Consider the following 25,652-nt stretch of genomic DNA (forward strand, 5'->3'; position numbering starts at 1 on the left):
CTCACCAACTCATAGCCCGTCGGTGTAAAGTTATCTGGCCGCTGTGTTAATTCTTATTACCTTATTTGGCGCATGTCTATTTTTAGCTATTTAAGAGTAATATGATCTCAATCAATACATTTATAATATGACATCACTAAAAAACAACTTATCCGGAGAGCCATTATCACGTCACATTATTATTTTATTGTTAAGATTTTATTTATCTCTAATTAATTATCATTGGATCTATCCTGTTTTTATCATCGCCAAACCAAGATGAGGCTTAACCACTGGCCGTGGATAAAGAGGCTTTTCACTCTCTCGCTCAGGTATCCATATACGTGAGCACACCTTTTCCAATAAAGATTTATTATGACTGAAAACAATTAGGCCTAACGGCCGACGAGCTGCTTCCTCCAATAACACTTGCCAAATTTGAGCCTGAATATGAGCATCAAGTTGTGCGGTAACTTCGTCGGCAATTAAATAGCAGGTCCGCGGGTCCAGGGCGCGCAGCAGAGCAATTCGCGCGAGTTCCCCGCCAGATAATTCATCAGGTCGGCGTTTTAGCCAAACCGGGTTTATAGCCATTCGTTCAAACCATTGTGTATCGGGTCGCCAGGCATCGTGCAAACTCTCGCCGGTTGTCCGGTAAGGATTGAAACTTTGTTCAGGGTGCTGAGGTACTAATTGAACCGGGCAATAACCTTTTTTAGCCAGTGGTGCACCGCCGATTAGAATTTGCCCAGATGTTGCCGATTGCCATTGTGCTAATACTCGCCCTAAGGTGGTTTTGCCAAAACCACTGGGTGCGGAAATCCCCAATCGCTCCCCCGGCTTCAGCGAAAATGAGACCGAATCCCACAGCCGTTTCCCCCCTTGTTCAATGGTCAGATTATCGACACTAAACATATTCAGCCACCTCCGCCGGTGACATTTTCTGGCTGACAAATTGCTGCTCCGGCAAGGCCGCCCAGAGCGATTGTAACCACGGGCTACCGCCGTTATTTTTCAGCTCTTCAGCACTCAATGTTTCGTGCAATTCACCTTTATGTAATACCGCAATCTTATCGGCAAAGCGCGCCGCCAGAGCTAAGTCATGAGTGACCCATAAAATACCGCGCCCTTGCTGACAAAAAGCGCGTAAATGGGTCAATAACTGGCAAGCATGCTCATCATCAAGCCATGAAGTCACTTCATCCGCCAGAATATAACGAGCATTAGTTAGGGTTGCACAACTGGTCAGCACTCGTTTTGCCATACCGCCAGAGAGTTGTCGCGGGAAGTCATGGACCAACCCCGGTGCGAGATTGTAGGTTTGCAGTTGCAGCGCGACATCTTCCAGTCGCAATTTTACCCCGCTGAGTTGGGCGGCTCGGGTCATCTGTGACCCCACTTTTATCAGAGGATTCAGGGCGCTAACCCCTTGCGGGACATAACATAAGGTTTTGCCGCGCCGTTCAATTTTATCTTGGGCGCACAGAACTTCTCCATCCAGAATAATCTCACCACGGCAACGCATGTTTTCTGGTAACAAGCCCAATACACTTTGCAGTAACAGGCTCTTCCCTTCACCACTCCCCCCGACCAACGCGACCAATTCCCCTGGGTTTACTTCCAAAGAAATATTATTCAGCAAAGGGTGCCAGTTTTTCCGACCTAGCCAGCGATAATGGGCAACATCAATGGCAAACCTTGAAAATCTCAGCATCAGGCTATCCTCACCCACAGTTGTTGCAGTGCTCGGGCAAACTGGTCAAATATCAGTACCAACCCGACCAAAATCAGACCTGGGAAAAATGCCAGCCACCATGCACCACTGCTCAGATAACGAAGTGCATCGGCCAATAAAATCCCCAACGACGGTTCATGAGGCGACAACCCAAACCCTAAAAAACTCAGTGCCGCACTGTGTAACACCGCATGGGGGAACATCAGCAGCGTGCCAACAATCCATTGTGGTAGTAATAACGGTAGCAGATGATGACGCCAACGGTAAAAATTACTATTACCTAAGCGATGTGAGAGCATCACATAATCAGTTTCACGAATACGTAAAATCTCAGCGCGTAAAATCAAGGCCAGTTTTGGCCAGTGAGTTAATGCCACCGCCAAAATAACGCCGTGCTTCCCTCCCCCCAAAGTGAAACAGATCAGTACCAATAAGAGTAAATGCGGTAAGGCCAGCATACTGTCAATTAATCCGCGGATCAGATAATCCAGCGTTTTATTTATTGAACATAAGCTGGCAGTAAGCATCGCCAACACCCCACTGGCAAAGGCTGCAATCAAGCCGATTTGCAGACTGGTAGTCATTCCCTGAAAACAGCGCAACCACAGATCACGCCCTAAGCTGTCGGTGCCAAACCAATAAGCCGGTGACGGCGGCTGGCGGCGGGCCATTAAATCCATTGGAATTTCAATGGGGTATATTGCCCATCCGTAAACAACCAATGTGGCTAATAGCGCTAAGGAAACAAAAAGCCGGAATAAAGCTCGGTTTGGGTTATAAGTCATAATTGCCGCGCGGCCCCCCTGTTCAAGCGGTGTAACAGGGCATTGGCGATGCTGTTACCACAAAAGACCAAGATGGCGCAAAACATCACAATCCCCATCAATAACGGAATATCGCCGTGTAACCCGGCATCAATGGTCGCCTGCCCCAACCCTGGGTAAGCAAAAACTTTCTCCGCTAATAAAGATCCACCTAACAATTCGCCTACCGAGGCAAATTGCAGACACAGCGCGGGGGTAATGGCATGACGCAAAATATGGAAATTGACCAAGGGCCACCCTTTATCTCCCTGCGCTTGTGCATAACGAATAAATTCACTGTTCATCACTTCAGCCACCCGAGCACGGGTATGCAGCGCAATATTACCGACACCCAGTAATCCTAACGCCAGCATTGGCAGAATAAGATGATGCAGTTTGTCACTCCAACTGGCTGTTTCAGCATTACTTCCGGGAGTCCACGCACAGCAAATCGGCGCCCAGTTCAGTTTCACTGCAAATAATGACAGCAGTAATAAACCAATCCAGAAAGTCGGCAATGAGGCTAATAAATAGGACAGGCTCGAGATAACACGATCCGGCCAGCGGTTAAGGTAGCGCCCCGCCGTCAACCCTAGTAATAACCCGACAATGCCAGAGAATAACCATGCCGAAAATAGCAATGCGAACGAGGTAGTAAAACGCTCTCCGATAACTTGCGAGACCGGCGCGTTATATAACATCGAATAACCGAAATCCCCTTGTAATACTTGGGTAAACCAATGTAGAAAACGCTGCCACAAAGGTAAATCCAGCCCCCAGCGTGCAGCAATCAGTGGGTACTGCTCCGGTGGCACATGCAGTAAATCACTGCCGATATAGGCGCGTATTGGGTCAACGGGAGAGAAACTCAGTAGCGTAAAGGTGCCTACTGCCGTGACCAGCAGCAGGCAAGCTAAACGCAGGGTAAATAGCGAAATCCCCTTCATTACTGACAGGTCCATTTCCAGCTATCGAGGCTATTGAGCAGTGACCATGAGCCGTGGATTTCCGGCGCACCTTTGCCTAAATCGACACAATTATTGGCCAGATACGTATGCTGGATATTCAATAACCATGCCCATGCCGCATCGCCCCGAATACCGGTACCGGTGGTACCGTCCCAATCCACTTGTTGCCAAAATGGCACGGCTTGCTCCCAAGTTTTGGCATCCAGCGCTTGTTGCAGATGTTTATCCACCACCGGGTTCTGGTAGTAGCCCGGATTATAATATTCCACCCCCGCCGCTTTGCTGCTGTAGTGGTGATACAACTCCATCGGGTCAAGGCTGCCCCAACCAAACAAGGTCGGGTTGGCGTGCATATTCCGTTCTACCGTTTCCCAGCTACCGGATTTCAAATCAACCTCAATACCGATAGGTTTGAGCATGGAACGTACCGCCTGCGCTAAGTCGCGGCGAGTGGTATCACCGCTGGCATACCAAAGTGTGATTTTAGCCGGAACACCATTTTTCTCTCTTATACCCGCGCTGTTCAACTTCCAGCCAGCCTGCTCCAATATCTGTTTGGCTGTTTCAATATCACCATCTTTGATGGCTGAGTCCGGATTATTCCATGGCAACCCCTGCACGCCGCTATAGGCAGGAATAGCATGGCCTTCCATGATTTGGTCAGCCAGCAGTTGGCGGTCAATGGCGTAGTTAATCGCGCGACGAATCGCGACATCGGCGGTGACATCATTACCAATTGGGTAACCCTGTGCATCCTTTTTACCCGCTGGCGTGGTAGGGAACACAATGCCCCGGTTTTCCACACTCGGCCTGACCCATAATTTCATGTTATTAACCTGGCCAACCGCCATAGACGGAGGAATACGAACTACGCCTAACTGCCCACTTTGCGCGGCCGCAAAAGCGCTGTCTTCATCCAGGAACACAAAAATCAGCTTGTCGAAATCATTTTTGTTGCCCGCATAATAAGGGTTTGCTTCGACAATCATTTGTTGACCCGGTTGGAAGCTCACTAAGCGGTATGGGCCGGCACCAATAGGTTTTTGCGCATAGGTTTTAGCATCATATTTATCCGCTGAAACAATCCCCAGTGAGCCCAATACGTTCACAAAGGTGCTTTGTGGCGCTTTCAATTGAATGCGAACATTAAGAGGGTCAATGACTTCTGCACTGACGAAGTTACCCATATCAACCTTGCCGCCGCTGGCAGCCGCATTGTTGTAGGTAAACGCCACATCTTTGGCGGTCAAAGGCGAGCCGTCGGAGAATTTAAGATCTGGTTTGAGTGTCAGAGTCCAGGTTTTGCCATCATCACTGGTTTTATAATCGCTAAGTAAAAAACCATTCCAACTGAGATCTTCATTTTGTTTGAGTAACGGGCTGTGCAGCAGCAGATAACTGCCATGACTCCAACCTAGCATGGGGTCAAAACCTTCGGTTGGCTCGTCACCAATAGCCAGTTGTAGTGTGTGAGTTGGCGTTGCAGCACTGACTGGAACAGAAAAAGCACTTAATAGAGCGGCTGTCAGCAAGGTATTTCGGAGCCATAGACGTTTAGACATGAATCATCCTTTGATAAATTAGCTAGCGAATATAGGGCATTGCCTGTCAGACAAAGATTCAACAAGTAATTAAGCGTAGCACTAAACATTAATATGGGTAACGTGCACCTTATTTAGCATTAATGACCAATTTTCTGCTCAATTATTAGATATTTAAAGCATTTATGTGACAAATGTCAGATTTAGATGAGGCAAATCAAAAAAATCCAAGGTAGAAATAAAATAGATTAAAAATAAAATTGATCTATATCTAAAAAAGTCACAAAAAATAGAGAGCTTAAAAGGCTTGAAATAATCTTTAAAGAGTGGATTAATAATAGACTTACCTATTAGTCAGGGCTTACCAAGAGACTCAACCTATTGATTAGGCTGCTTACTAGTTAAGGGGATTTAATCAAGGTGATAAATGACATGTGAATCCCTTTAGATATTATTATTTATTTAAAACAATCAGAAAGAATGGCCAATAATAAGGTAAATCCCAACCGAGGATCAGTATCCACTGATTGAAACTTACCATAATATAAGGGAGAAGAGAGTGATTTAGTAGACATTCCTGAGTATAGAAATGCCTTTAATGATTAATCTTAAATCGACTATTTTTTATTCGCCCCCCAACATTGAACGTAAAATAGCGCCTGCATCACCTGGGGGAAGTTTCAATATTTGGCTGTACATATCAATGGACATGTCGCAGATCTTTTCACGATCAACATCAGGGCTCGCTGGGTTTGAGAACATCTGTAAATCATTGCCATACTGCTGTTTCATTTGCGCCACAATAGTATTGAGTTTGTTTTTATACTCTTGATTTTCCGGATTTATTACGCCACCAGCGGAAATTTCAAACAGGCGATTAATCGAATCTAAATCACGTAATTGCAACTCTTTAGGTAGAGCTTTTGTAGCATTAACGCCCCCACTCACTTGTGGAAATAATGCCTTGAAACAAAGATGTTCGCTGCGATGATTGGCCTGATAATAACGCAATTCTTCCAGGATAATATTCATATAATCGATAACGTCTTTATCGGGTGCATGTCGAATTCGTTGTACGATTAGGCCTGAGACAGTCTGCTTCATTTCATCAATCAGTTGTTGCTCAGAATGTCCTTCTTTCTTTGATTTGAGGAAGTTGTCAATCAACTGAGTATAAAGGGCAGGCTCTTGCTGTTTCAGTGTTTGGAAGACAGGATAACCTTCAAATGAACGCTCTATCTGCGCTCTATCATTGCTTCGAAGCCCATTCGGATTAATATAATGGTAATAAATGATATTCCCAACAATAATGGGGATAATAACCCATAAAATAGCGCCTAACTTGCCCAATTTATTTCTGTTGCGTAATCCTGTTGTAATAACGCCTAAAGCCGCAGCAATACCAGCAGATATCAAGACCTCCGTCCAATTCACAATCCACTCCTTTATGTTATAAATATTAAAATAGTGAAACTATTTAACCGTGACTTATATTAAAAATCTTAATCTACTGCCTATCCGTCAGAATCAAGGCCATTTACCGGAAAACTCACTGGAGGGGTTGATACGTCATTTCGTAAAAATAATCACTAAATGGCAGTTCATAAATAGCACGAGTGCTATCCAATAGCGGGGGAAGAACTCTCGATTCACAACGAGTGGCGTCTTCAGTTGGGTATTCGCGCTGACAATAACCCCGCGGGCTATCAATAAAAGCCATCTTAGGTGTTCGCTTGAGCACCAAAACTTTGCCCTCGCTAACATCCACCTGCGGTTCAATAAAAAAGAAACTGAGCTGCGATACGAACGCCGTGACACCAACCGCCACCACGATCACCCACAGATAAACAGAGCGCATACAGAATTCCTGCAATGAATAAAACCGCTATTACTCTACCAGCTAACGCGTTATGAGTGCCAAGAATAATAGCGGTAATGACAATGATACGAGGGATACAAAGCCAAACTCAAATAGAACAACCACAACTAACCACATCTGCATTTTCATTCGTGGAACCCACCAAAGGTAGCCCCTCATCACGCCACCCTATCACCCCTCCTATCATCTCTTTAACCGCGTAGCCAAGCTGGCTTAGATTGACTGCGGCACGATGAACACCATTACAGTGCGGCCCAGCACAATAAATCACAAATAGCGTGTCCATTGGGTAATGAGAATGCAAAGTTGCCGTCATTAATCGATGGGGAATATTGATAGATCCAGGCACATGTGCCGACGCAAATGTAGCCTCACTACGTACATCCACCAAAACAAAGTCCACAGTCCCCTGTTGCTGGCTGGAGTAAACATCTGAACAATCCGTTTCAAATGCCAAACGCTGAGAAAAGTGCTGCAATGCCCGCTCTGGAGATGCGGGTGGAATCTGACTAACTAAACTACTCATATGATTTCTCCGTTAAATAATCCTAAGCATCACTTTATGAAATGGTGCTAGCCGATTACAGTGGCAGAAATGACAATAAACCACTGAGATACGCCAATGAATCATTCAGCCATCGGGAGTGTGAAACAAGAGCCAGGTCTGGTCGCTACCTTGGCTTATGATGGTCTATGCTTGTTTGAGTTTGGTATTGCGCAGGAAATATTCGGTCTGGCTCGCCCAGAATTTGATTTCCCTTGGTATCAGCATCAAGTGGTTGGTGTGGATAAACACATTTCTACGGCCAATGGTGGTCTACACATTCACGTGGATGCCGGGTTGGATTTACTGGAACAAGCTAAAACTATTGTTATTCCCGGCTGGCGCAGTCCTGACGCTCCCCCTCCAACAGCACTTACAGAGGCTTTGCAACGAGCAACTGCACGCGGCGCGCGTATTATATCTATCTGTTCCGGTGTTTTTGTGCTGGCAGCGGCGGGATTATTGCACGGCAAAAGCGCCACCACTCATTGGCGCTATACCGACTATTTGGCGCAACGCTATCCCGATATTCATGTCGATGCGAATGTGCTGTATGTCGATGAAGGGCAAATTATCACCTCAGCAGGTAGCAGTGCCGGAATAGATGCCTGCTTGCACCTGATAACCCGTGATTTTGGTGCCCAAGTCGCCAATCAGGTAGCACGGCGATTAGTCATGGCCCCACAACGCCGTGGCGGGCAACAGCAATTTATTCCTACACCGGTCGCTAAAGCATCCCATCGGGATATGGCAAAACTGATGGAGCGAGTGCGTGGACAGTTAGACCAAAATTGGACCATCAACCAGATGGCTGCCGAATTGGCGCTTAGTGAAAGAACCTTTGTGCGACATTTTTGCGCAGCTACCGGTCAAACACCTAAAATATGGCTACAACACGAGAGAATGCACAAAGCGAAGGCGTTACTGGAAAGGGATCAGATTAATATTGCTGGCATTGCGGAGTATTGTGGATTTCAGACGATTGAAGGTTTTAGAAATGCATTTCGCCAAATAGTGGGTATTACGCCTGCGGTATATCGGCGACAGTTTAAATATAATTAGCGTCACTATCTTATAAGAATAAAATTATATAAACCGTAGAAAGTAAAAAACCCCGCTATATAGCGAGGTTTTCTTATGACTGTATAAATTACAGTGCGACTACGTTTACAGCTGAAGGGCCTTTCTGGCCTTGCTCGATGCTGAACTCTACTTTCTGGCCTTCATCAAGACTTTTGAAATCATTGCTCTGGATTGCAGAGAAATGTACGAATACATCTTTGCTGCCGTCTGCAGGAGAAATAAAACCAAAACCTTTACCAGCATCAAACCATTTTACTAAACCAGTCATTTTATTAGACATAGAGGTATTTCCTTCATTATTTTGTGCCAACATGTGGCAATTGAGGTCTGCTTATCAAGAGTTACTTATGGGGGCACTAAAGAAGGAAATTCGTCGGAGAAGTGATGTCTAAAAATATCGCTTTAACTAGGAACTACTTTACTTAAATGGCTTACATAAATAGGTCTGTACTACAAACCGATGAAGCTATTAACGCATGCTGAGATATTAATAGCAAGGCTTATTTATTTCGCACATTGATGAAAGATGCCAAAAAATTATGATAAAACAATCACAGTTGTATTGCTGCACGTTGCAATGAAAGACACATTCTAGCGGATGAGGTTATGCTCAGACTTCGCTATACTGCCACTGAAAATCGGAAGCCGTCATAAAGGAAAAGCAATGACAATGCGTGAGATTGAAGTAAAGTTTCTTAATGCAATGAGTGAGTTGCAGTCAACTTTTGAGAAGCAACATCAGACATGGCAGGCAAGCTATAACGCGCTGCAACATGAGCTGGAGCAGTCAAAAGCACGAGAAGCCGCATTGCGGGCTAAAAATGATATGCTGCTGAGGAAGCTCAACACAGCAAATACATTACCCGAACAACATTCACTGGTCAGGCAGATCAAAATGCTGGGCGCGCACCTTGACGCATTGGCGAAAGAGGCCGCAGCATTTAATCATCATCTGAATAATCAGCAGAAAAACAGCGATAATTTTAGTGGCGATAATCAGTAAAAATTTCGTTGATTTATCGATAGCGACGACTGAGCAGCCAGATAGTTTTATGTTGTCAATTTCACCTTTAATGGCGCAAAGAAACACGACATGACGTGGATAATTATTGCTGTTTTAATTGTAGTTTTTATTGTGGGTTATCGTGTAATGACTTCAGATACCCGCAAGTCTGTGGATACACTGGCTAATTTACTGAAGATAAAACCGATTTATATTGAATCCATGCTGCAAGAGATGGGGCAGCGTCAAACACAAATGTTTATTCGCTCCACCAGCAATGGCTATGCCGAAGATGTCAGAAAGGCAGCTTATCTGGTCTTTATCTACCAAACCTTTATCAAAGATCCTTCCGATGAAAATGTGATGCAATGGCGAAATACACTTATTCGTTCGCATATTTCCCCCATACTCACTGCTGAACATACTGAAGCGGCTTTATTTTATTTTGCTGAACTGGATTTAGATGCCTTTGAATTAGCACAATTTCGCCGCAATTATAATCTGCAATTTAATCAGGAAGCTGACGCCGTATTGCATTGATGATGACATTACGGCGCGATGAAATTAATGGCGGCAAAGATGGGTAAAAATTACGGGAACATACTGTTCAGGTAGCGTAATAACATTTCCCTTGAACTAAAGCCGTGGGCAATACCGTAGCGATCTTCTGTTTCTCCCGCGAGATAAAGCGGAAACTCCAGATATTTGTCACTGATGCGAAGTGTTGCCGTCGGTGTGGCAAACAACAAACTTTTATCTTTTTGCGCCGGGTGGATAACCAATGCTGTCCTGCCCATGCGAGCCTCCCGGTTGACATAAACGTAATGCTCCGCTTTCCGATAACCGTAAGCCTGATCAACAGTATAATCCCGCTCAAAACCGGCATTCTCCAAAACCCTAGCCACTTCATCTGGCCGTAAATACATTTATTTCCCCTCTTTTTGACTACTATTGAGCGACCTTACCGTAATAAATAAGGGAAACCACGTATTTATTGGCTCAAAGCGACTATTTCGGAATAGTCTACACGCCATCAAGCCGGGCGACATTATCCCGACGCTGTTGTTGCTGTAATAACCGCAAGGTGAGCAATACCCCGAAGGCCACCATCAAGGCGGCCCCCAGATAAATTGCCGGTATGCCGAATTGACCAATAGCCAACCCCGCCAATGGACCGGTAATCCCGAGCCCCAAATCAAGAAAGGCAGAATAGGTGCCAAGCGCGGTGCCCTGATTCTGCGGTTCCACTTGTTTAACAGCCTCAACGCCCAAGGCAGGAAAGACCAGCGAGAAACCGGCTCCGGCCAAAAATGCACCGACTTGAACCATCCAGGGTGCTCCTGCCCCCCAAATCAGTAACAAACCGGCGATTTCTATCAAAAAGGAAACCGCTGTTACTTTCAAACCACCGTGGCGATCAATACTGTTGCTGAATAACAAGCGGATACCGACAAATGCGACACTAAACAAAGTCAGGGAGAATGCGGCACCGCCCCACCCTTTGTCGGCATAGAATAGTGTAATAAAGGTAGCAATTACCCCGAAACCCACGGTACCGAAACCCAGCCCCAAACCGTAAAGCCAGATTTTCCCCAGCACCGCGCGAAAGGCAATACGCTTGCCCGTTACCACCGAAACCGCTGCTTTACGGCTGGCGAACACTAGCGCCAACAGCACGGCCAGGCAGATAAGCCAGGCGATGCCCGCTAATCCCCAGTGCAGATTAAGATAAACGCCAAGCGGGGCACCTATCGCCATTGCGCCATAAGTTGCCACACCATTCCAGGAAATCACCCGCGCCGTATGGATTGATCCCACGACGCCCATACCCCATAAAGTCGAACCGGTACTGGCAAAACTTTCGCCTACCCCCAGAAAAAAGCGGCCAACCACCAGCATCAACACACTGATTAATGGCAGGTTATCCAGCCAAAAAGCCAGGCCGCAGAATATCCCGCTAATCCCGCAGCAGCTCAAACCGAATAACACAACTTTTTTTGGCCCTAATAAATCTGCATATCGTCCGGCATGTGGGCGGCTAACCAAAGTAGCAAAATATTGGGCGCTGATAACCAAACCGGCCAGCAGTGAACTGTAACCCAAATGGTTATGGACAAAACCAGGTAATACCGCCAGCGGCAGGCCAATTGTCAGGTAACAAACGAAAGTAAAAATAACAATCGAGAGGATACGTTTATTGATTTGGCGAGTGCTAAGTGGCGCACTATTCACCACCGCAGGGGCTGAATCAGCAGACATAAACAAAGCTCAAACAAAAAAGAACATATTCTCACAATACGCCGATCAGCTTTCAGGCTGAATCAAATATGTATAATAAAATATTATTTACTTATTATTCCGCGCCTGCTGGTGCTCACGCCACAGCGAGGGAGTCATCCCCTTGACCCGCATAAACTCACGGTTGAAGTTAGATTTAGTTTGAAACCCTGCCTCCAACATAATATCGATCACCGGCAGCTCGGTTGTCGCCAATAACTGCGCTGCCTGTTCAATGCGCAACTGATTGACATATTGCGAGACATTTTGCCCGGTTTGCTGATTAATCGCCTGTGACACTTTTCGCGCGGGCACCCCGACTTTACGTGCCAACTTAGATAAGTTGAGTTGACTGTCCAGATACAGATCATGGTGTTTTAGGGCCGATAAAATAGTCGAGAACAATTCGTCCAGCGGTTCGCTCTCCGGCTTATCATCTGCCAGTGCCTCAATGACAGGTTCCGCACGATGAGCACTGGTGAATAACGTGTAACATATTACCAATGTAATCAATAGATTGCTGATACTGACTATCACCCCTGCTTGATTTCCGGCAAAAAAGGCATAGTCCACACTGATAATGATGTCGCCCACCCCAGACCCCATTAGCAAAAGAGCCATCAGTAGCCATAAGCGATAGCTGAGCCAACTTTTTTCTAACGATACCTGCTGTAAGCGATCCTCCCCGGGGCGCAGATAAAGCAGTACTGCCACGCCATATAGCAAATAGCTGATAATCACGACCGCATCGAGCCACTGTGGTGCCAGCCATACGCAAACCACGGTGCCAATAGGTGCCAGGCAGTGTTTCCACCATTGCCCCATCCCCACATTCCCTTTCGCGGTGCTTAATAAAGCTAAATAGGTCAGTGGCGGGATAGTCATGGCAACTATCGGTTGTAGGCCATTAAACAGAGTCAGGTGATAACCATAGCGCAACCCAATCAGAGCACTTTGTAATGCACAAACCAGCAATAACAGCAGCAGGAAAACGCCTTGTCGATGGGCTCTAATCAAATAAAAAAACAGACCAAAACATAATAAAGACAGTAGAAAAGAGACCGGGATCAGCGGCATACCATTGCCTTAACAAATAGATATCGTGAATAGCTGTTTTGCAGTGTAGACAGCCAGATGATTGAAAACAAGCAGGATCAGGGACTGGATCATGATCGAGGTCGCAACAGAATTTATGACTCGCTACGGTCATGGGAAACCCAATCAATCAGGATGTTACACCATGAAAACTACATTTTTGTCTCTCTGCTTTCTGCTGTTTTTTCCACTGACCGGTTACAGCTGGCAAACAGCAATAACTCATGTTTCATTCAATGACCTCCCACGCCATCGCCAGCTTGATGGCATCATTTACTACCCCACGGCTGATCAAGGGGAAACCCACTTGCTAAGTGATACTGCCGTTTTCCGGGGCATTTCTGTTTTACCCAACGCCCCCCTTGCTGAGGGTAAATTCCCGTTGGTGGTACTCAGTCATGGCAGTGGCGGCAACAATACCAGCCTGGCGTGGTTGGCCGATAAGCTGGTGCAGCAAGGTATGGTGGTGGTAGCCGCCAATCATCCGGGCAGTACCACCGGGGATTCAATCCCCGCACAATCGGCTCAATTATGGTTACAAACTGAAGATATCTCTTTTATCATCAGTGCATTACTGTCAGACCCGCGCTGGAAGTCAGCCTTAGATGAGCAAGCCATCGGGGTGATAGGCCATTCAAAAGGGGGCTACAGTGCTATCGCGGCATTAGGAGCTACACTTTCCCGCTCGCATTTTATTGCAAGCTGCCAGCAACAACCTGACCAACCTAATTGCCAGTTTTATACCCGTGCTGGCGTGAAGTTAGACCAGTTGTCCGCGAAGAAATTGGAAGGAAATTATGCCGATAAACGCCTGCGTTTTGCGATTGCGTTAGATCCGGGGATGGTTCCTTTTTACCAAAAAAGCAGCCTGCTTAACTTAAGCGCTCCACTGCTGCTGATCAACGCTGACTATTTTATTTCACCGAGTGAATCCCTGAATCTGGGCGGTGCAACATGGGTAAAACAACTGAATCAGCCAGGTATTTCCGCTGTAACATTAACCAATAGTGGGCATTTTGATTTTCTGCCGCTATGTAAACCGGCGGCGAGTGCTATTTTGGCAGAAGAAGGAGAAGCCTTTATTTGTGCAACACCGGCAGTTGAAAGAGAGAAATTACATCAGCAGACAGTTCAACAAATAATCACTTATCTTCAGCAACTGCATATTTTGCACTGAGATTAAATAACAGAATCAGTGAGGAACAGCGCACAGGCGAGTAATACACCACACAGAGTCATCACACTGAAAATCAGTTCGAACAAATAGCGATTGATCATGATGGTTAGCCTATAAAAAAAGACACCCGGTATAACCGGGTGTCTGGAATTGGCTAGACTGTGCGGAGCGATGTCGCCCGCATTCCGGCGTTATTATGCAGCTGGAGCTGTAGCTGATTTTTTAGCAGTTTTGTGGTGTTTTTTAGCGGTTTGTGCTTTTTGTGCTGGTGCTTTTTTCACGTGTTTTTTAGCAGCCTGTGCTTTTTGAACTGGTGCTTTTTTCACAGCTTTTTTAGCGGCCTGTGCTTTTTGAGCCGGTGCTTTTTTCACAGCTTTTTTAGCAGCTTGTGCCTTTTGTTCGGTAGTTTGTTTAGTCGCTTTGTGTTTTTTATGATGCGTTGCTTTAGCTGGTGCAGCTTTTTCTACGGCTGGAGCAGCAGTAGTGCTGGTTGCAGCTGGTGCTGCTGTAGCGGCCGCAGTTGTTTCGGCAGCGAAAGCAACAGAAGACAGACCCATGGTTGCAGCAACGATCAGCGCTAATACTTTTTTCATTTTAAAATCCTCAGAGTTTGTTTCGCTAAGCCCCCGGTGGAGCCGTTGGAAGAATCATAGAGGAATGGATTTTTTCTTTCCGTGAGTGATTGGTTTCGCTGAGTAACCAAATGTACAAAGCATGTTCTGACTATTTATAACCTATTCGGATTACTCCTGAAGCTGATTGCTCCTTGCTGTGATGGTCTACGCTTAATGTTCATCAAGCAAAACGGAGAGTCAAATGTTCAAGAAATCAGAAAAAGTAGCAAGAGATCTCGATCAGGACGTGACCCTTCTGGCAGATACTCTCGACGATGTTTTACGCTCATCGGGCGACAAAACAAAAGAAGAGCTGGCCAAGGTGCGCCACAATGCTGAAGGTGTATTACGTGATGCACGAGCGCGTTTTAGCGGCTCCACTAGCTTGAAACAGCACGCACGTGATGTTGCCGGTAATGCTGATAATTATGTGCATGACAAACCTTGGCAAGGTGTCGGTATTGGTGCTGCCATAGGCCTGGTACTGGGTGTGCTGCTGGCCCGCCGCTGATATCTGTTCGCCGATAAACTGACAGCTCCCTCATTGCTGTGTCTACTGTAGTTTTTGCTGTTTGCTTATCGGTGGCCCGAGTGATATTCACTGCGGGCCATGTTTTTATAACGCCAAACGATTTTTATAAGCCCCAATAATTTTCATTGTCACCCCCCCGCTAAAATTACCTTTGCCAGCTTTGACACCTGTTTATCAACCTCAGCTTCAGAAACAAAATTGGTAAATCCCATCAGCAGTGCATTATCCACCCGGCTATTTTTTTCTAATGCCCAATTTGATACTGCTTCAACCGCCAGCCCCTGGCGTTGTGCCCGCGCGGCAACAATACTGTCAGAAAAACGCTTATCCAACCGCGCCAATAATTGAATGCCACCCGCCTGCTGTTCAACCTCAACAACTCCCGCCAGCTGGCGCATAAGGCTGGCGGCCAATATTTCACGGCGCTCAGCATATAAATGGCGCATACGTTTAAGATGACGGTAAAAGTGCCCCTGACCAATAAACTCCGCCACACTGGCCTGTATCAGTGGCGGGCTGGCACAGCTACGCAGTTGGCAACGGTGGTTAAAAACAGCCACTTGCTCAGGTGGCACTACCAGATAAGCCAGCCGCAGTGCCGGAAACATCACTTTACTGAAAGTCCCGGCATACAGCACTCGCCCATGTCTATCCAGGCTCTTTAACGGGGGAAGCGGCCGCCCCTGATAGCGAAACTCGCTGTCATAATCATCTTCAATAATCCATGACTGCTGTTGCGCAGCCCACTCCAGCAGTGCAATGCGCCGCGCTAAGCTGAGTGCAACCCCCAACGGGCTTTGATGCGCTGGCGTGATAATAGCAAAGCGAGCATTGGGGCAATCATGGATAGCAGCCATCACATCCATACCATCGCTGTCCACATTGACCGGATGCGAAATAAGCCCGGCCTCACGAATCAATTGCTGCGTGGCAGGATAGCCGGGGTTCTCCAGCCAACCGCTATCTCCCGGCTTCAATACCGTATTAACCACTAGATCCAGTACCGACTGATAACCTGAGCAAATAAATACCTGCTCAGGTTGGCAGCTGAAACCACGAGATAACTGCAAATAATGGGCAATTGCTTCACGTAACGCCGGTAATCCAGCGGCGGGAGGGTGCCCGAGTGAGGTGATGGTCAGATTATGTACCTGTTTGGTGATGAGTCGCCCCCATTGCGCGCGTGGAAAAGCATCCAACGCGGGTAGCCCCAGCTGGAAAGGGCGTGCCATCATACGATCAGCCGAGAGAGAATGATTAATCACTACCGGTTGTTCGTCTGGTTCTACAATTTTCAATGGTGATAGAGGCGCATCGAGTAATTGAGCTGAAACATAAGTCCCCCCCTGCCCGCGGCTTTGCAAGAAACCTTCAGCAATCAGTTGGGCATAGGCATTTTCCACCGTTCCCCGCGCCACACCCACTTCGCTGGCCAGCACCCTCACCGAAGGCAAGCGCGTATCCGGTAGCAAAGTGCCCTGCACAATTGCATCTTTAATACGCTGATAAATCTGGCGATATACCGGTTCGTTATGTTGGCGATCCAGCTTAAGCAGATGTGAAAACATCTTCATCATGGCCCACTAAAATAAGTCATTTATGGCCCTATAGTATAGGTCATGGTGTTGCTAGAGTAGCGGCTTATTGAAGGGCCAACATCATAGGTACATATCATGGTTGAACAACGTCTGTATTTTTCCGAACTCTCACCGACTACCTACAAAGCGCTGGTGAGCGCCTCTATGTCTCTCGATAAAAGTTCGTTGCCAAAAACGCTGATAGAATTGATTTTTATGCGGGTATCACAGATCAACGGTTGTGCATTTTGCCTGGATATGCACGGCAAATTCTTGCGCGACCATGGTTTTGATAACGCTAAAATGGATGTCATCGCGGGCTGGAAACTCAGCAATCTTTTTAGTGAAGATGAGCGTGCCGCATTGGATTGGGCGGAAGCAGTGACTCATATCACCACCAGTGGCACACCTGATAGCACCTTTAATGCATTGAAAGCGCATTTTACTGATGCTCAGATTTCTGATTTAACTTTCGCTATCAGCATCATGAATGCATTTAATCGATTAGCTGTCAGTCTGCGTCAGTAAGCATTTCCCCATCGCCGCCCGGCAAAAAATATTTTACCTCCCTTTACTCCCTTGGAATTTGTCGCCAGCCCTGTGCTGGCGGCTTCATCTCTCAATTGTGCATAACTCATAGCAAATAACTACATATAGTGTGGTTGAATTAAATAAACACCAGATATAGTATCTAATTTATCACTCGCGAGAATGAAATCGAGGTTGATAATCATGGGCTGGTCGTCGAGACACACCAACAATCTGCTAAGTGTGCCTTTTTTTAAGATAAAGTGAGAATACGAATCATGAGTATTATTATTTACAGTAAACCTGATTGTGTCCAGTGCAATGCAACCTATCGCGCTTTCGATAAACAAGGGATCACTTATCAGGTTATTGATTTAACTGAAGACTCACAGGCGTTAAACCACGTTAAATCTCTTGGTTATCAGCAGGTTCCGGTGATTGTTGCAGGTGATGAACATTGGTCTGGTTTCCGCCCAGACAAAATAAGCGCGTTGGCTCAGGCAGTCAGTGCCTGATGAGGGCCAAAAAATGAATCCGTTGGTGTATTTCTCTAGTTCTTCGGAGAACACCCACCGTTTTGTCGGGAAGCTGGAGCTACCGGCAATACGTATTCCCATTGCGGGGGCGCGGGAAAAGTTACGGATAGAGCAGCCCTATATTTTGTTAGTACCCAGTTATGGCGGAGGCAGCCCGGTCGGCGCGGTGCCTATCCAGGTGATTAGGTTTCTCAATGATCCCCATAACCGTTCATTGATTCGCGGTGTGATTGCTGCGGGTAACACTAATTTTGGCGACGCCTATTGCCTGGCGGGGAAAATTATTTCCCAAAAATGTCAGGTTCCTTATCTGTATCGCTTTGAACTACTGGGTACAGCAGAAGATGTGGCAAACGTGCGCAAGGGAGTAACTGAATTTTGGCAACGACAGAACTGAGAATCACCGATTCATCCAGCAGTGAACTTGACTATCACTCACTGAATGCGATGTTGAACCTCTATGATGCCGATGGGCGTATCCAGTTTGATAAAGACCGCCTGGCTGCAAGGCAATATTTCTTGCAACACGTGAATCAAAACACGGTGTTCTTCCATAATTTACAGGAAAAACTCGATTATCTGATGGAAGAGGGATACTACGAAAAAGAAGTGCTGGAAAAGTATGACTTCAGCTTTATCAAGAGCTTATTCCAACAAGCCTATAGCAAAAAGTTTCGCTTCCCAACTTTCCTTGGCGCGTTTAAGTACTACACCAGCTATACCCTGAAAACCTTTGATGGCAAACGCTATCTGGAGCGCTATGAAGACCGTGTTTGTATGGTTGCCCTGACATTAGCTGCGGGTAATCAGCAAGTTGCGCGAGATTTAGTCGAAGAGATCATTACTGGCCGTTTCCAACCCGCCACACCAACCTTCCTCAATTGCGGCAAGAAACAGCGCGGTGAGCTAGTCTCCTGCTTCCTGCTGCGCATTGAAGACAATATGGAGTCCATTGGTCGTTCCATTAACTCGGCACTGCAATTATCTAAACGTGGCGGCGGTGTCGCTTTCCTGCTGACGAATATTCGAGAAGTCGGCGCGCCGATTAAACGCATTGAAAATCAGTCATCTGGCGTCATCCCTATCATGAAAATGTTGGAAGATGCTTTTTCCTATGCCAATCAACTGGGCGCACGCCAGGGGGCCGGGGCGGTCTATCTCCATGCTCACCATCCGGATATTTTGCGTTTTCTCGACACCAAACGCGAAAATGCCGATGAAAAAATACGGATTAAAACCCTGTCACTCGGTGTGGTTATCCCTGATATTACTTTTGAGTTGGCGAAGAATAATGAAGAAATGTACCTGTTTTCGCCTTATGACGTAGAACAGGTTTACGGCGTTCCTCTGTCTGAAATCAGTGTCAGTGAAAAATACCGCGAGATGGTTGATGATAAGCGCATCCGTAAAAGCAAAATTAAAGCGCGCGAGTTTTTCCAGATACTGGCAGAGATCCAATTTGAATCCGGTTATCCCTATATGATGTTTGAGGATACTGTGAACCGGGCCAACCCGATCAAAGGCCGGATTAATATGAGTAACCTGTGCTCGGAAATTTTGCAGGTTAATTCACCAACCGAATACAACGACGACCTTAGCTATCGCCATATTGGCAAGGATATCTCCTGTAACCTTGGCTCACTGAATATAGCCCACACCATGGATTCACCAGACTTTGGTAAATCGATTGAAACCGCTATTCGCGGGCTGACGGCCGTCTCTGATATGAGCCATATCCGCTCAGTGCCATCAATTGAAAAAGGTAATCAGGAATCCCATGCCATTGGCCTCGGGCAGATGAATCTGCACGGCTATCTGGCGCGCGAACGTATTTTTTACGGCTCAGAAGAAGCACTGGATTTCACCAATATCTATTTCTACACCGTGGCATATCATGCCATCCGCGCCTCCAATCAGTTGGCGATCGAACGCGACAGTCGCTTTAAAGGTTTCGACCAATCGACTTATGCTTCGGGTCACTATTTCACCAAATATATCGAGCAAAGCTGGCAACCTAAAACAGCTAAAGTGAGTGGGCTATTTGCCCAAGCAGGTATTTCCGTTCCGGATCAACAAGATTGGGCAGCTCTGCGCCAGTCCGTGATGGAGCACGGGATTTATAATCAGAACTTACAGGCGGTACCTCCGACTGGATCTATTTCGTATATCAATCACTCGACCTCCAGCATCCACCCGATTGTCTCTCCAATTGAGATCCGCAAAGAAGGCAAGATTGGCCGGGTGTATTATCCCGCGCCTTATATGACCAACGATAATCTTGAATATTATCAGGATGCTTATCAAATCGGGCCGGAAAAAATCATCGATACCTATGCCGAAGCGACCCAGCATGTCGATCAGGGACTGTCACTGACTCTGTTTTTCCGCGATACCGCCACGACCCGCGATATCAATAAAGCGCAGATATATGCCTGGAAGAAAGGGATTAAAACCATTTATTACATCCGACTGCGTCAGATGGCGCTTGAGGGCACGGAAGTTGAAGGCTGTGTTTCCTGCTCGCTGTAATAAATAAAAATGGCTAATAAGGATGTGATGATATGAATGCAACAAAAACGATAAAACACGTTAGTGCCATCAATTGGAATAAAATTGAAGACGATAAAGACCTGGAAGTCTGGAACCGCCTGACGGCTAACTTTTGGTTGCCGGAAAAAGTCCCGCTATCAAATGACATTCCTTCTTGGGCCAAACTAACGGCTGATGAACAGCAACTGACTATTCGGGTTTTTACCGGGCTGACATTGCTCGATACTATTCAAAATACGCTGGGTGCACCGGCGTTGATTAAAGATGCAATTACCCCCCATGAGGAAGCGGTATTTTCCAATATTAGCTTTATGGAGGCCGTGCACGCCCGCTCTTACAGCTCCATATTCTCAACCCTGTGTATGACATCGGATGTGGACGACGCCTATCGCTGGAGTGAGGAGAATGGCCCACTACAAAAGAAAGCCGATATTATCCTTCAGCATTATAATAATGACGACCCACTGAAGAAGAAAATTGCCAGTGTATTTCTGGAATCATTTCTATTCTATTCCGGATTCTATTTACCTATGTATTGGTCAAGCCGCGCCAGATTAACCAATACCGCAGATCTTATTCGGCTGATTATTCGCGATGAGGCAGTTCATGGCTATTATATCGGCTATAAATTCCAGAAAGGATTGGAGAAAGTAGATAATAATCGCCGTCAGGAAATAAAGAATTTTGCTTTCGATTTGTTACAAGACTTATATGACAATGAAGTGCACTATACCGAGAGCCTATATGATGGGGTTGGCTGGACAGAAGATGTCAAAAAATTCCTCCATTACAATGCAAATAAAGCATTAATGAATTTGGGTTATGAAGCCCTATTCCCCTCCAGTCAGGCTAATGTCAACCCGGCCATTTTGGCAGCATTATCACCCAATGCAGATGAAAATCACGATTTCTTCTCTGGCTCAGGTTCGTCATATGTAATAGGTAAAGCAGTCAATACTGAGGACGAAGACTGGGATTTCTAAGCTCGCCTCTTCCCCACAAAAACTCCCCTTTTTGCTAATATAACAAAGGGGAGTTCGCCCTCTCTGGCGACCAGAGCAATATGGCCAGATTCTCCCAGCCAAATCTAAAACTTCATCTTATCCCCCATTTGGCTACAGGCCAGAGTATCAGGGGGATTCAGCACTTTCATTGCAGGAAATACATTCTCAATAATATAGAAAATATATTGCCGATATATGTGCAATATTCACACTATTAACACTCAAATTAGCCATTAGATTCATTATCAATATTAGACAATTTATCTAAAGTAAAAAACCATAGTATTAACGCAGGTAAATTAACAAGTTAAAAACTTATATATTGGGATGAGGACTATTGCAAAAATGATTATAGGAACATTGAGGGTTGTCTCAGATTCTCATTGTGTTAGGGTATATGGCGCTCTATTTTTTCATCAGGATAATATTGATCGAATAAACATAATTCAAAATTGACAGAGGAATACACCAGCTGCATGGCAATTAAACTCGAAGTAAAGAACTTATATAAAATATTTGGTGAGCATCCAGAACGGGCTTTTAAACTACTTGAATCAGGTAAGAATAAAGAGCAGATATTTGCTAAAACTGGTTTGTCCGTTGGCGTTAAAGATGCCAATCTGGCCATTGAAGAAGGCGAGATATTCGTCATCATGGGGTTATCCGGTTCCGGTAAATCCACCCTGGTACGCCTTCTCAATCGTCTGATAGAACCTACTCGTGGTGAAGTGCTCATTGACGGCGAAGATATTGCCAAAATATCTGATAGCGCCCTGCGCACCGTACGCCGAAATAAGATAAGCATGGTCTTCCAATCCTTTGCATTAATGCCCCATTTGAATGTACTCGATAACACGGCATTCGGTATGGAGTTAGCTGGCGTGCCGCAAGCGGAACGTCATGAAAAAGCCTTGGAAGCATTACGGCAGGTGAGTCTGGAAAGCTACGCTCATTCTTATCCCGACGAGTTGTCAGGTGGGATGCGCCAGCGCGTAGGTTTAGCCCGCGCTATGGCCAATAACCCCGATATCCTATTAATGGATGAAGCCTTCTCAGCACTCGACCCATTAATTCGTACTGAAATGCAGGATGAACTGGTCAAGCTACAAGCCAAACATCAACGAACTATCGTCTTTATCTCTCATGACCTGGATGAAGCCATGCGTATCGGCGATCGCATTGCCATTATGCAAGGCGGCGAAGTAGTACAAGTCGGAACACCGGATGAAATACTTAATAATCCGGCAAATGACTATGTACGCACCTTCTTCCGTGGTGTCGACATCAGCCACGTCTTTAGTGCCAAAGATATCGCGCGTCGTCGTCCGGTATCCTTGATCCGTAAAACACCGGGTTTTGGCCCTCGTTCAGCGTTAAAACTGCTTCAGGACGAAGACCGCGATTACGGCTATGTGCTGGAACGCGGGCAGAAGTTTATTGGCGTGGTATCGATAGATTCACTGAAAAAAGCATTGGCAGAGAACCAATCACTGGATAGTGCCTTATTGGCTGATCCGGCACCGGTTCCCGCCGATATGCCCCTCAGTGAGCTGATTTCACTGGTTGCACAAGCTCCGTGCGCGGTTCCTGTGGTCGGTGAAGATAACAGTTATATCGGTATTATTTCAAAAGCCATGCTGCTGCAGGCCTTAGATAAGGAGACGCCAAATGAGTGATCAAATCCAAAATAGCATCCCCGTTGATAGCAACCCGTGGGCGACGGATGCGGCAACTTCAGTAGCACCGGCCGCGACTGATAGCACTCAGACCTTGTCAGCCGCTGCTGACCCTTGGGGAGCGAGCATGGCCGAGGGTAGCCGTGCCGCAGGCGGCGCGAGCCATGAGGTTGCTTCTCAGGCCGTACAGAGCCAAGCCGCACAAAGTACCGATTGGCTAAACAGCGCTCCGGCAGCAGCGCCTGAACATTTCAGCCTGATGGACCCGTTCCATAATACCTGGGTGCCACTGGATTCGTGGGTTACCCACGGTATTGATTGGGTGGTGCTGCATTTCCGCCCGCTGTTCCAAGGCATTCGCGTGCCGGTTGATTTCATTCTCAGTGGCTTCCAACACTTATTGCTGGGCATGCCAGCACCGGTGGCGATTTTGGTTTTCGCATTGATCGCCTGGCAGTTCTCTACCCTGGGGATGGGGGTGGCAACCTTGGTTTCCCTGATTGCCATCGGCGCGATTGGTGCCTGGTCGCAAGCGATGGTGACACTGGCACTGGTTCTGACATCGCTGTTCTTCTGTATTCTTATCGGGCTACCGCTCGGGATATGGTTGGCGCGCAGTAATAACGCCGCACGAATTATTCGGCCTTTACTGGATGCGATGCAGACCACGCCAGCCTTCGTTTATCTGGTGCCCATTGTTATGCTGTTCGGTATTGGTAATGTCCCAGGTGTCGTGGTGACCATTATCTTTGCCCTGCCGCCCATTGTTCGCCTGACGATTTTGGGTATTAAGCAAGTACCAGAAGACCTCATTGAAGCCGCAGAATCCTTCGGTGCTAATCCACGCCAGATGCTATTCAAAGTGCAATTACCTCTGGCAATGCCAACCATCATGGCCGGTGTCAATCAGACCTTAATGCTCGCATTATCGATGGTTGTTATTGCTTCAATGATTGCCGTTGGTGGGTTGGGCCAGATGGTGCTGCGCGGTATTGGTCGCCTTGATATGGGGCTAGCCGCTGTCGGTGGTGTCGGTATCGTGATTCTGGCGATTATCCTTGACCGCCTGACCCAATCATTAGGCCGTGACCGCCGCAGCAAAGGCATTGGCCGCTGGTATGCCACTGGCCCTATCGGACTAATCACCAAACCATTCCGTAACACTAAGTAATTTCAATTCATTACGCTCAATGTCATCCCCAAAGTCATTGGCGCTGCGGCAAGGCAGCAAGCGAGTAAATCCCGATGAGCTTACATCAGTAAGTGATTCGGGTGCGCGAGCGCCGCTAACACAGCTGCAGTGTCAAGAACGAAGGGGATAAGGGGAAAATTATGCGCACGACTGGAATCTGGGCCCTGGCCCTCACCACACTGGTAAGCACTCATTTATCCGCCGCAGAATTACCGGGCAAAGGCATCACTGTCCAACCGCTGCAAAGCACCATTTCGGAAGAAACCTTCCAGACCTCGCTGGTCAATAAAGCTCTGGAGAAGCTCGGTTACGACGTCCAGCCAACCAAAGAGGTTGATTACAATGTCGCTTACTCTTCTATTGCCGCAGGTGATGCGACTTATCTGGCCGTAAACTGGGAGCCGCTGCATAATGATCAATACGCAGCCGCAGGTGGCGATGCCAAATTCTACCGTCAGGGTAACTTCATTGAAGGGTTGGCGCAGGGCTATTTGATCGACAAAAAAACTGCTGATAAATATCATATTACTAATATTGAGCAGCTAAAAGATCCGAAAATTGCCAAACTGTTTGATGCCAATAACGACGGCAAAGCGGATCTCACCGGCTGTAATCCGGGCTGGGGTTGTGAAGCGCCGATTAACCACCAGATCCAAGCCTATGGCCTCAGCGATACGGTAACCCACAATCAGGGTAACTATGCTGCCATGATTGCCGATACCATCACGCGCTACAAAGAAGGCAAGCCAATCCTGTATTACACCTGGACGCCATATTGGGTCAGTGACGTACTGGTTCCCGGTCGTGATGTGGTCTGGTTACAGGTGCCGTTCTCTTCCCTGCCGGACAAAACTATCGACACTCAGCTTTCTAACGGTGCAAACTACGGCTTCCCACCGAGCGTGATGCATATTGTCGCCAACAAAAAATGGGCTGAAGCTAACCCTGCCGCTGCCAAGCTGTTCTCCATCATGAAGTTATCAATTAATGATGTGAATGCTCAGAACATGCGGATGCATGCCGGTGAATCCTCAGATGCCGATATCGAACGTCATGTGAATGGTTGGATCCAAGCTCATCAGGCAACCTTTGATGGCTGGGTGAAAACAGCCGCTGAAGCAGGTAATGCGAAAGCTACGCAGTAAATTCTAAATGGGTTTATTGATCGGTTACCCAAGAGGGGAGTTCTATTATTTTGCCCCCCTGCGGCTTCAAGTGCCAAGAGTATACCCAAAGTAATTGGAGTTGCAGGTAGGCAGCAAGTGAATGAATCCCAATGAGCTTACCCAAGTAAGTGATTTGGGTAAGTGAGCGTAGCTAACACCCCTGCAGCTTCAAGTGCCAAGAGTATACCCAAAG

Annotated in this window: 27 protein-coding genes; 13 read left to right on the forward strand and 14 right to left on the reverse strand. The window is 46.7% G+C overall.

All coding sequences use genetic code 11. From position 1 onward, the window contains the following. Nucleotides 1-228: 228 nt before the first annotated feature. From FTB31_RS06200 to FTB31_RS06235, 8 genes are all read right to left on the reverse strand, one after another. Nucleotides 229-894: an ATP-binding cassette domain-containing protein gene (locus tag FTB31_RS06200; RefSeq protein WP_077173660.1), complete on the reverse strand. Its 666-nt coding sequence runs from the start codon at nucleotides 892-894 to the stop codon at nucleotides 229-231. Continuing rightward, a complete protein-coding gene (locus tag FTB31_RS06205) occupies nucleotides 887-1,693 on the reverse strand; it encodes an ATP-binding cassette domain-containing protein (RefSeq protein WP_227731219.1) in 807 nt (268 codons plus the stop codon). The genes FTB31_RS06200 and FTB31_RS06205 overlap by 8 nt, the downstream gene beginning before the upstream one ends. Then, nucleotides 1,693-2,499, reverse strand: coding sequence for an ABC transporter permease (locus FTB31_RS06210; protein ID WP_077173659.1), 807 nt, complete (start codon nucleotides 2,497-2,499; stop codon nucleotides 1,693-1,695). The genes FTB31_RS06205 and FTB31_RS06210 overlap by 1 nt, the downstream gene beginning before the upstream one ends. Then, nucleotides 2,496-3,464 carry an ABC transporter permease gene (locus FTB31_RS06215; protein ID WP_077173658.1) on the reverse strand — a complete coding sequence of 323 codons (969 nt, stop codon included), beginning with the start codon at nucleotides 3,462-3,464 and terminating at the stop codon, nucleotides 2,496-2,498. The genes FTB31_RS06210 and FTB31_RS06215 overlap by 4 nt, the downstream gene beginning before the upstream one ends. After that, nucleotides 3,464-5,047: an ABC transporter substrate-binding protein gene (locus tag FTB31_RS06220; RefSeq protein WP_050076490.1), complete on the reverse strand. Its 1,584-nt coding sequence runs from the start codon at nucleotides 5,045-5,047 to the stop codon at nucleotides 3,464-3,466. Before FTB31_RS06220 ends, FTB31_RS06215 begins: the two co-directional genes overlap by 1 nt. A gap of 603 nt (nucleotides 5,048-5,650) precedes the next feature. Next, nucleotides 5,651-6,460, reverse strand: a complete 810-nt coding sequence (locus FTB31_RS06225) for a DNA gyrase (protein ID WP_227731220.1) — start codon at nucleotides 6,458-6,460, stop codon at nucleotides 5,651-5,653. A gap of 115 nt (nucleotides 6,461-6,575) precedes the next feature. After that, nucleotides 6,576-6,884 carry a hypothetical protein gene (locus FTB31_RS06230; RefSeq protein ID WP_050076493.1) on the reverse strand — a complete coding sequence of 103 codons (309 nt, stop codon included), beginning with the start codon at nucleotides 6,882-6,884 and terminating at the stop codon, nucleotides 6,576-6,578. A 109-nt stretch (nucleotides 6,885-6,993) separates the two neighbouring features. Beyond that, nucleotides 6,994-7,431: a rhodanese-like domain-containing protein gene (locus FTB31_RS06235; protein WP_227729546.1), complete on the reverse strand. Its 438-nt coding sequence runs from the start codon at nucleotides 7,429-7,431 to the stop codon at nucleotides 6,994-6,996. A 96-nt stretch (nucleotides 7,432-7,527) separates the two neighbouring features. Between FTB31_RS06235 and ftrA the strand changes: the two genes are divergently transcribed. Then, nucleotides 7,528-8,511, forward strand: a complete 984-nt coding sequence (ftrA, locus tag FTB31_RS06240) for a transcriptional regulator FtrA (RefSeq protein WP_050076497.1) — start codon at nucleotides 7,528-7,530, stop codon at nucleotides 8,509-8,511. A gap of 88 nt (nucleotides 8,512-8,599) precedes the next feature. On the opposite strand, the gene cspE is transcribed toward ftrA, so the two are convergent. Next, nucleotides 8,600-8,812: a transcription antiterminator/RNA stability regulator CspE gene (gene cspE, locus FTB31_RS06245; RefSeq protein WP_050076499.1), complete on the reverse strand. Its 213-nt coding sequence runs from the start codon at nucleotides 8,810-8,812 to the stop codon at nucleotides 8,600-8,602. A 384-nt stretch (nucleotides 8,813-9,196) separates the two neighbouring features. Here cspE and FTB31_RS06250 point away from each other — a divergent pair, with 384 nt between their 5' ends. Together FTB31_RS06250 and FTB31_RS06255 are read left to right on the forward strand one after the other, a co-directional pair. Next, complete coding sequence (locus FTB31_RS06250; protein WP_050076501.1) at nucleotides 9,197-9,535, forward strand: MbeD/MobD family mobilization/exclusion protein; 339 nt, start codon at nucleotides 9,197-9,199, stop codon at nucleotides 9,533-9,535. 90 nt (nucleotides 9,536-9,625) lie between these two features. Then, nucleotides 9,626-10,075 carry a DUF1198 domain-containing protein gene (locus tag FTB31_RS06255; RefSeq protein WP_050076502.1) on the forward strand — a complete coding sequence of 150 codons (450 nt, stop codon included), beginning with the start codon at nucleotides 9,626-9,628 and terminating at the stop codon, nucleotides 10,073-10,075. Nucleotides 10,076-10,125: 50 nt separating this feature from the next. Here the strand turns inward: FTB31_RS06255 and FTB31_RS06260 are convergent, their stop codons facing one another. From FTB31_RS06260 to FTB31_RS06270, 3 genes are all read right to left on the reverse strand, one after another. Then, nucleotides 10,126-10,461, reverse strand: a complete 336-nt coding sequence (locus tag FTB31_RS06260) for a DUF2002 family protein (RefSeq protein WP_005173008.1) — start codon at nucleotides 10,459-10,461, stop codon at nucleotides 10,126-10,128. A gap of 97 nt (nucleotides 10,462-10,558) precedes the next feature. Then, nucleotides 10,559-11,794, reverse strand: coding sequence for an MFS transporter (locus tag FTB31_RS06265; protein WP_227731221.1), 1,236 nt, complete (start codon nucleotides 11,792-11,794; stop codon nucleotides 10,559-10,561). Nucleotides 11,795-11,881: 87 nt separating this feature from the next. Beyond that, nucleotides 11,882-12,889, reverse strand: coding sequence for a helix-turn-helix domain-containing protein (locus tag FTB31_RS06270; RefSeq protein WP_227731222.1), 1,008 nt, complete (start codon nucleotides 12,887-12,889; stop codon nucleotides 11,882-11,884). Between the two features lie 91 nt (nucleotides 12,890-12,980). On the opposite strand from FTB31_RS06270, the gene FTB31_RS06275 reads away from it, so the two are divergent. After that, nucleotides 12,981-14,084, forward strand: coding sequence for an alpha/beta hydrolase family protein (locus FTB31_RS06275; protein ID WP_077173654.1), 1,104 nt, complete (start codon nucleotides 12,981-12,983; stop codon nucleotides 14,082-14,084). Nucleotides 14,085-14,278: 194 nt separating this feature from the next. Here FTB31_RS06275 and asr read toward each other — a convergent pair whose 3' ends face one another. Next, a complete protein-coding gene (gene asr / locus FTB31_RS06280; RefSeq protein ID WP_227731223.1) occupies nucleotides 14,279-14,677 on the reverse strand; it encodes an acid resistance repetitive basic protein Asr in 399 nt (132 codons plus the stop codon). A gap of 223 nt (nucleotides 14,678-14,900) precedes the next feature. Between asr and FTB31_RS06285 the strand changes: the two genes are divergently transcribed. Then, on the forward strand, nucleotides 14,901-15,209 hold the full coding sequence (locus FTB31_RS06285; RefSeq protein ID WP_019082116.1) for a DUF883 family protein: 309 nt from the start codon (nucleotides 14,901-14,903) through the stop codon (nucleotides 15,207-15,209). 149 nt (nucleotides 15,210-15,358) lie between these two features. Here FTB31_RS06285 and pdxR read toward each other — a convergent pair whose 3' ends face one another. After that, nucleotides 15,359-16,807: a MocR-like pyridoxine biosynthesis transcription factor PdxR gene (gene pdxR, locus FTB31_RS06290; protein ID WP_227731224.1), complete on the reverse strand. Its 1,449-nt coding sequence runs from the start codon at nucleotides 16,805-16,807 to the stop codon at nucleotides 15,359-15,361. Nucleotides 16,808-16,903: 96 nt separating this feature from the next. Here pdxR and FTB31_RS06295 point away from each other — a divergent pair, with 96 nt between their 5' ends. The 8 genes from FTB31_RS06295 to proX all read left to right on the forward strand — a co-directional run bounded on the left by FTB31_RS06295 (nucleotide 16,904) and on the right by proX (nucleotide 25,438). After that, nucleotides 16,904-17,335 (forward strand): carboxymuconolactone decarboxylase family protein, encoded by a 432-nt coding sequence (locus FTB31_RS06295; RefSeq protein ID WP_019082114.1) that lies wholly within the window; start codon nucleotides 16,904-16,906, stop codon nucleotides 17,333-17,335. A gap of 278 nt (nucleotides 17,336-17,613) precedes the next feature. Continuing rightward, nucleotides 17,614-17,850, forward strand: coding sequence for a redoxin NrdH (locus FTB31_RS06300; protein WP_077173652.1), 237 nt, complete (start codon nucleotides 17,614-17,616; stop codon nucleotides 17,848-17,850). 13 nt (nucleotides 17,851-17,863) lie between these two features. After that, nucleotides 17,864-18,268 carry a class Ib ribonucleoside-diphosphate reductase assembly flavoprotein NrdI gene (nrdI, locus tag FTB31_RS06305; protein ID WP_050076553.1) on the forward strand — a complete coding sequence of 135 codons (405 nt, stop codon included), beginning with the start codon at nucleotides 17,864-17,866 and terminating at the stop codon, nucleotides 18,266-18,268. Further along, a complete protein-coding gene (gene nrdE, locus FTB31_RS06310; protein WP_227731225.1) occupies nucleotides 18,250-20,400 on the forward strand; it encodes a class 1b ribonucleoside-diphosphate reductase subunit alpha in 2,151 nt (716 codons plus the stop codon). The genes nrdI and nrdE overlap by 19 nt, the downstream gene beginning before the upstream one ends. Before the next feature lie 32 nt (nucleotides 20,401-20,432). Then, complete coding sequence (gene nrdF / locus FTB31_RS06315) at nucleotides 20,433-21,404, forward strand: class 1b ribonucleoside-diphosphate reductase subunit beta (RefSeq protein ID WP_050076510.1); 972 nt, start codon at nucleotides 20,433-20,435, stop codon at nucleotides 21,402-21,404. A gap of 497 nt (nucleotides 21,405-21,901) precedes the next feature. Beyond that, nucleotides 21,902-23,101 (forward strand): glycine betaine/L-proline ABC transporter ATP-binding protein ProV, encoded by a 1,200-nt coding sequence (gene proV / locus FTB31_RS06320; RefSeq protein WP_050076512.1) that lies wholly within the window; start codon nucleotides 21,902-21,904, stop codon nucleotides 23,099-23,101. Beyond that, a complete protein-coding gene (proW, locus tag FTB31_RS06325; RefSeq protein WP_227731226.1) occupies nucleotides 23,094-24,272 on the forward strand; it encodes a glycine betaine/L-proline ABC transporter permease ProW in 1,179 nt (392 codons plus the stop codon). The genes proV and proW overlap by 8 nt, the downstream gene beginning before the upstream one ends. A gap of 161 nt (nucleotides 24,273-24,433) precedes the next feature. Beyond that, the gene (gene proX, locus FTB31_RS06330) at nucleotides 24,434-25,438 is read left to right on the forward strand and encodes a glycine betaine/L-proline ABC transporter substrate-binding protein ProX (RefSeq protein WP_050076515.1); all 1,005 of its coding nucleotides are present in this window, start codon (nucleotides 24,434-24,436) and stop codon (nucleotides 25,436-25,438) included. Nucleotides 25,439-25,652 lie beyond the last annotated feature (214 nt).

Source organism: Yersinia proxima (assembly GCF_902170785.1).
GTDB lineage: Bacteria > Pseudomonadota > Gammaproteobacteria > Enterobacterales > Enterobacteriaceae > Yersinia > Yersinia proxima.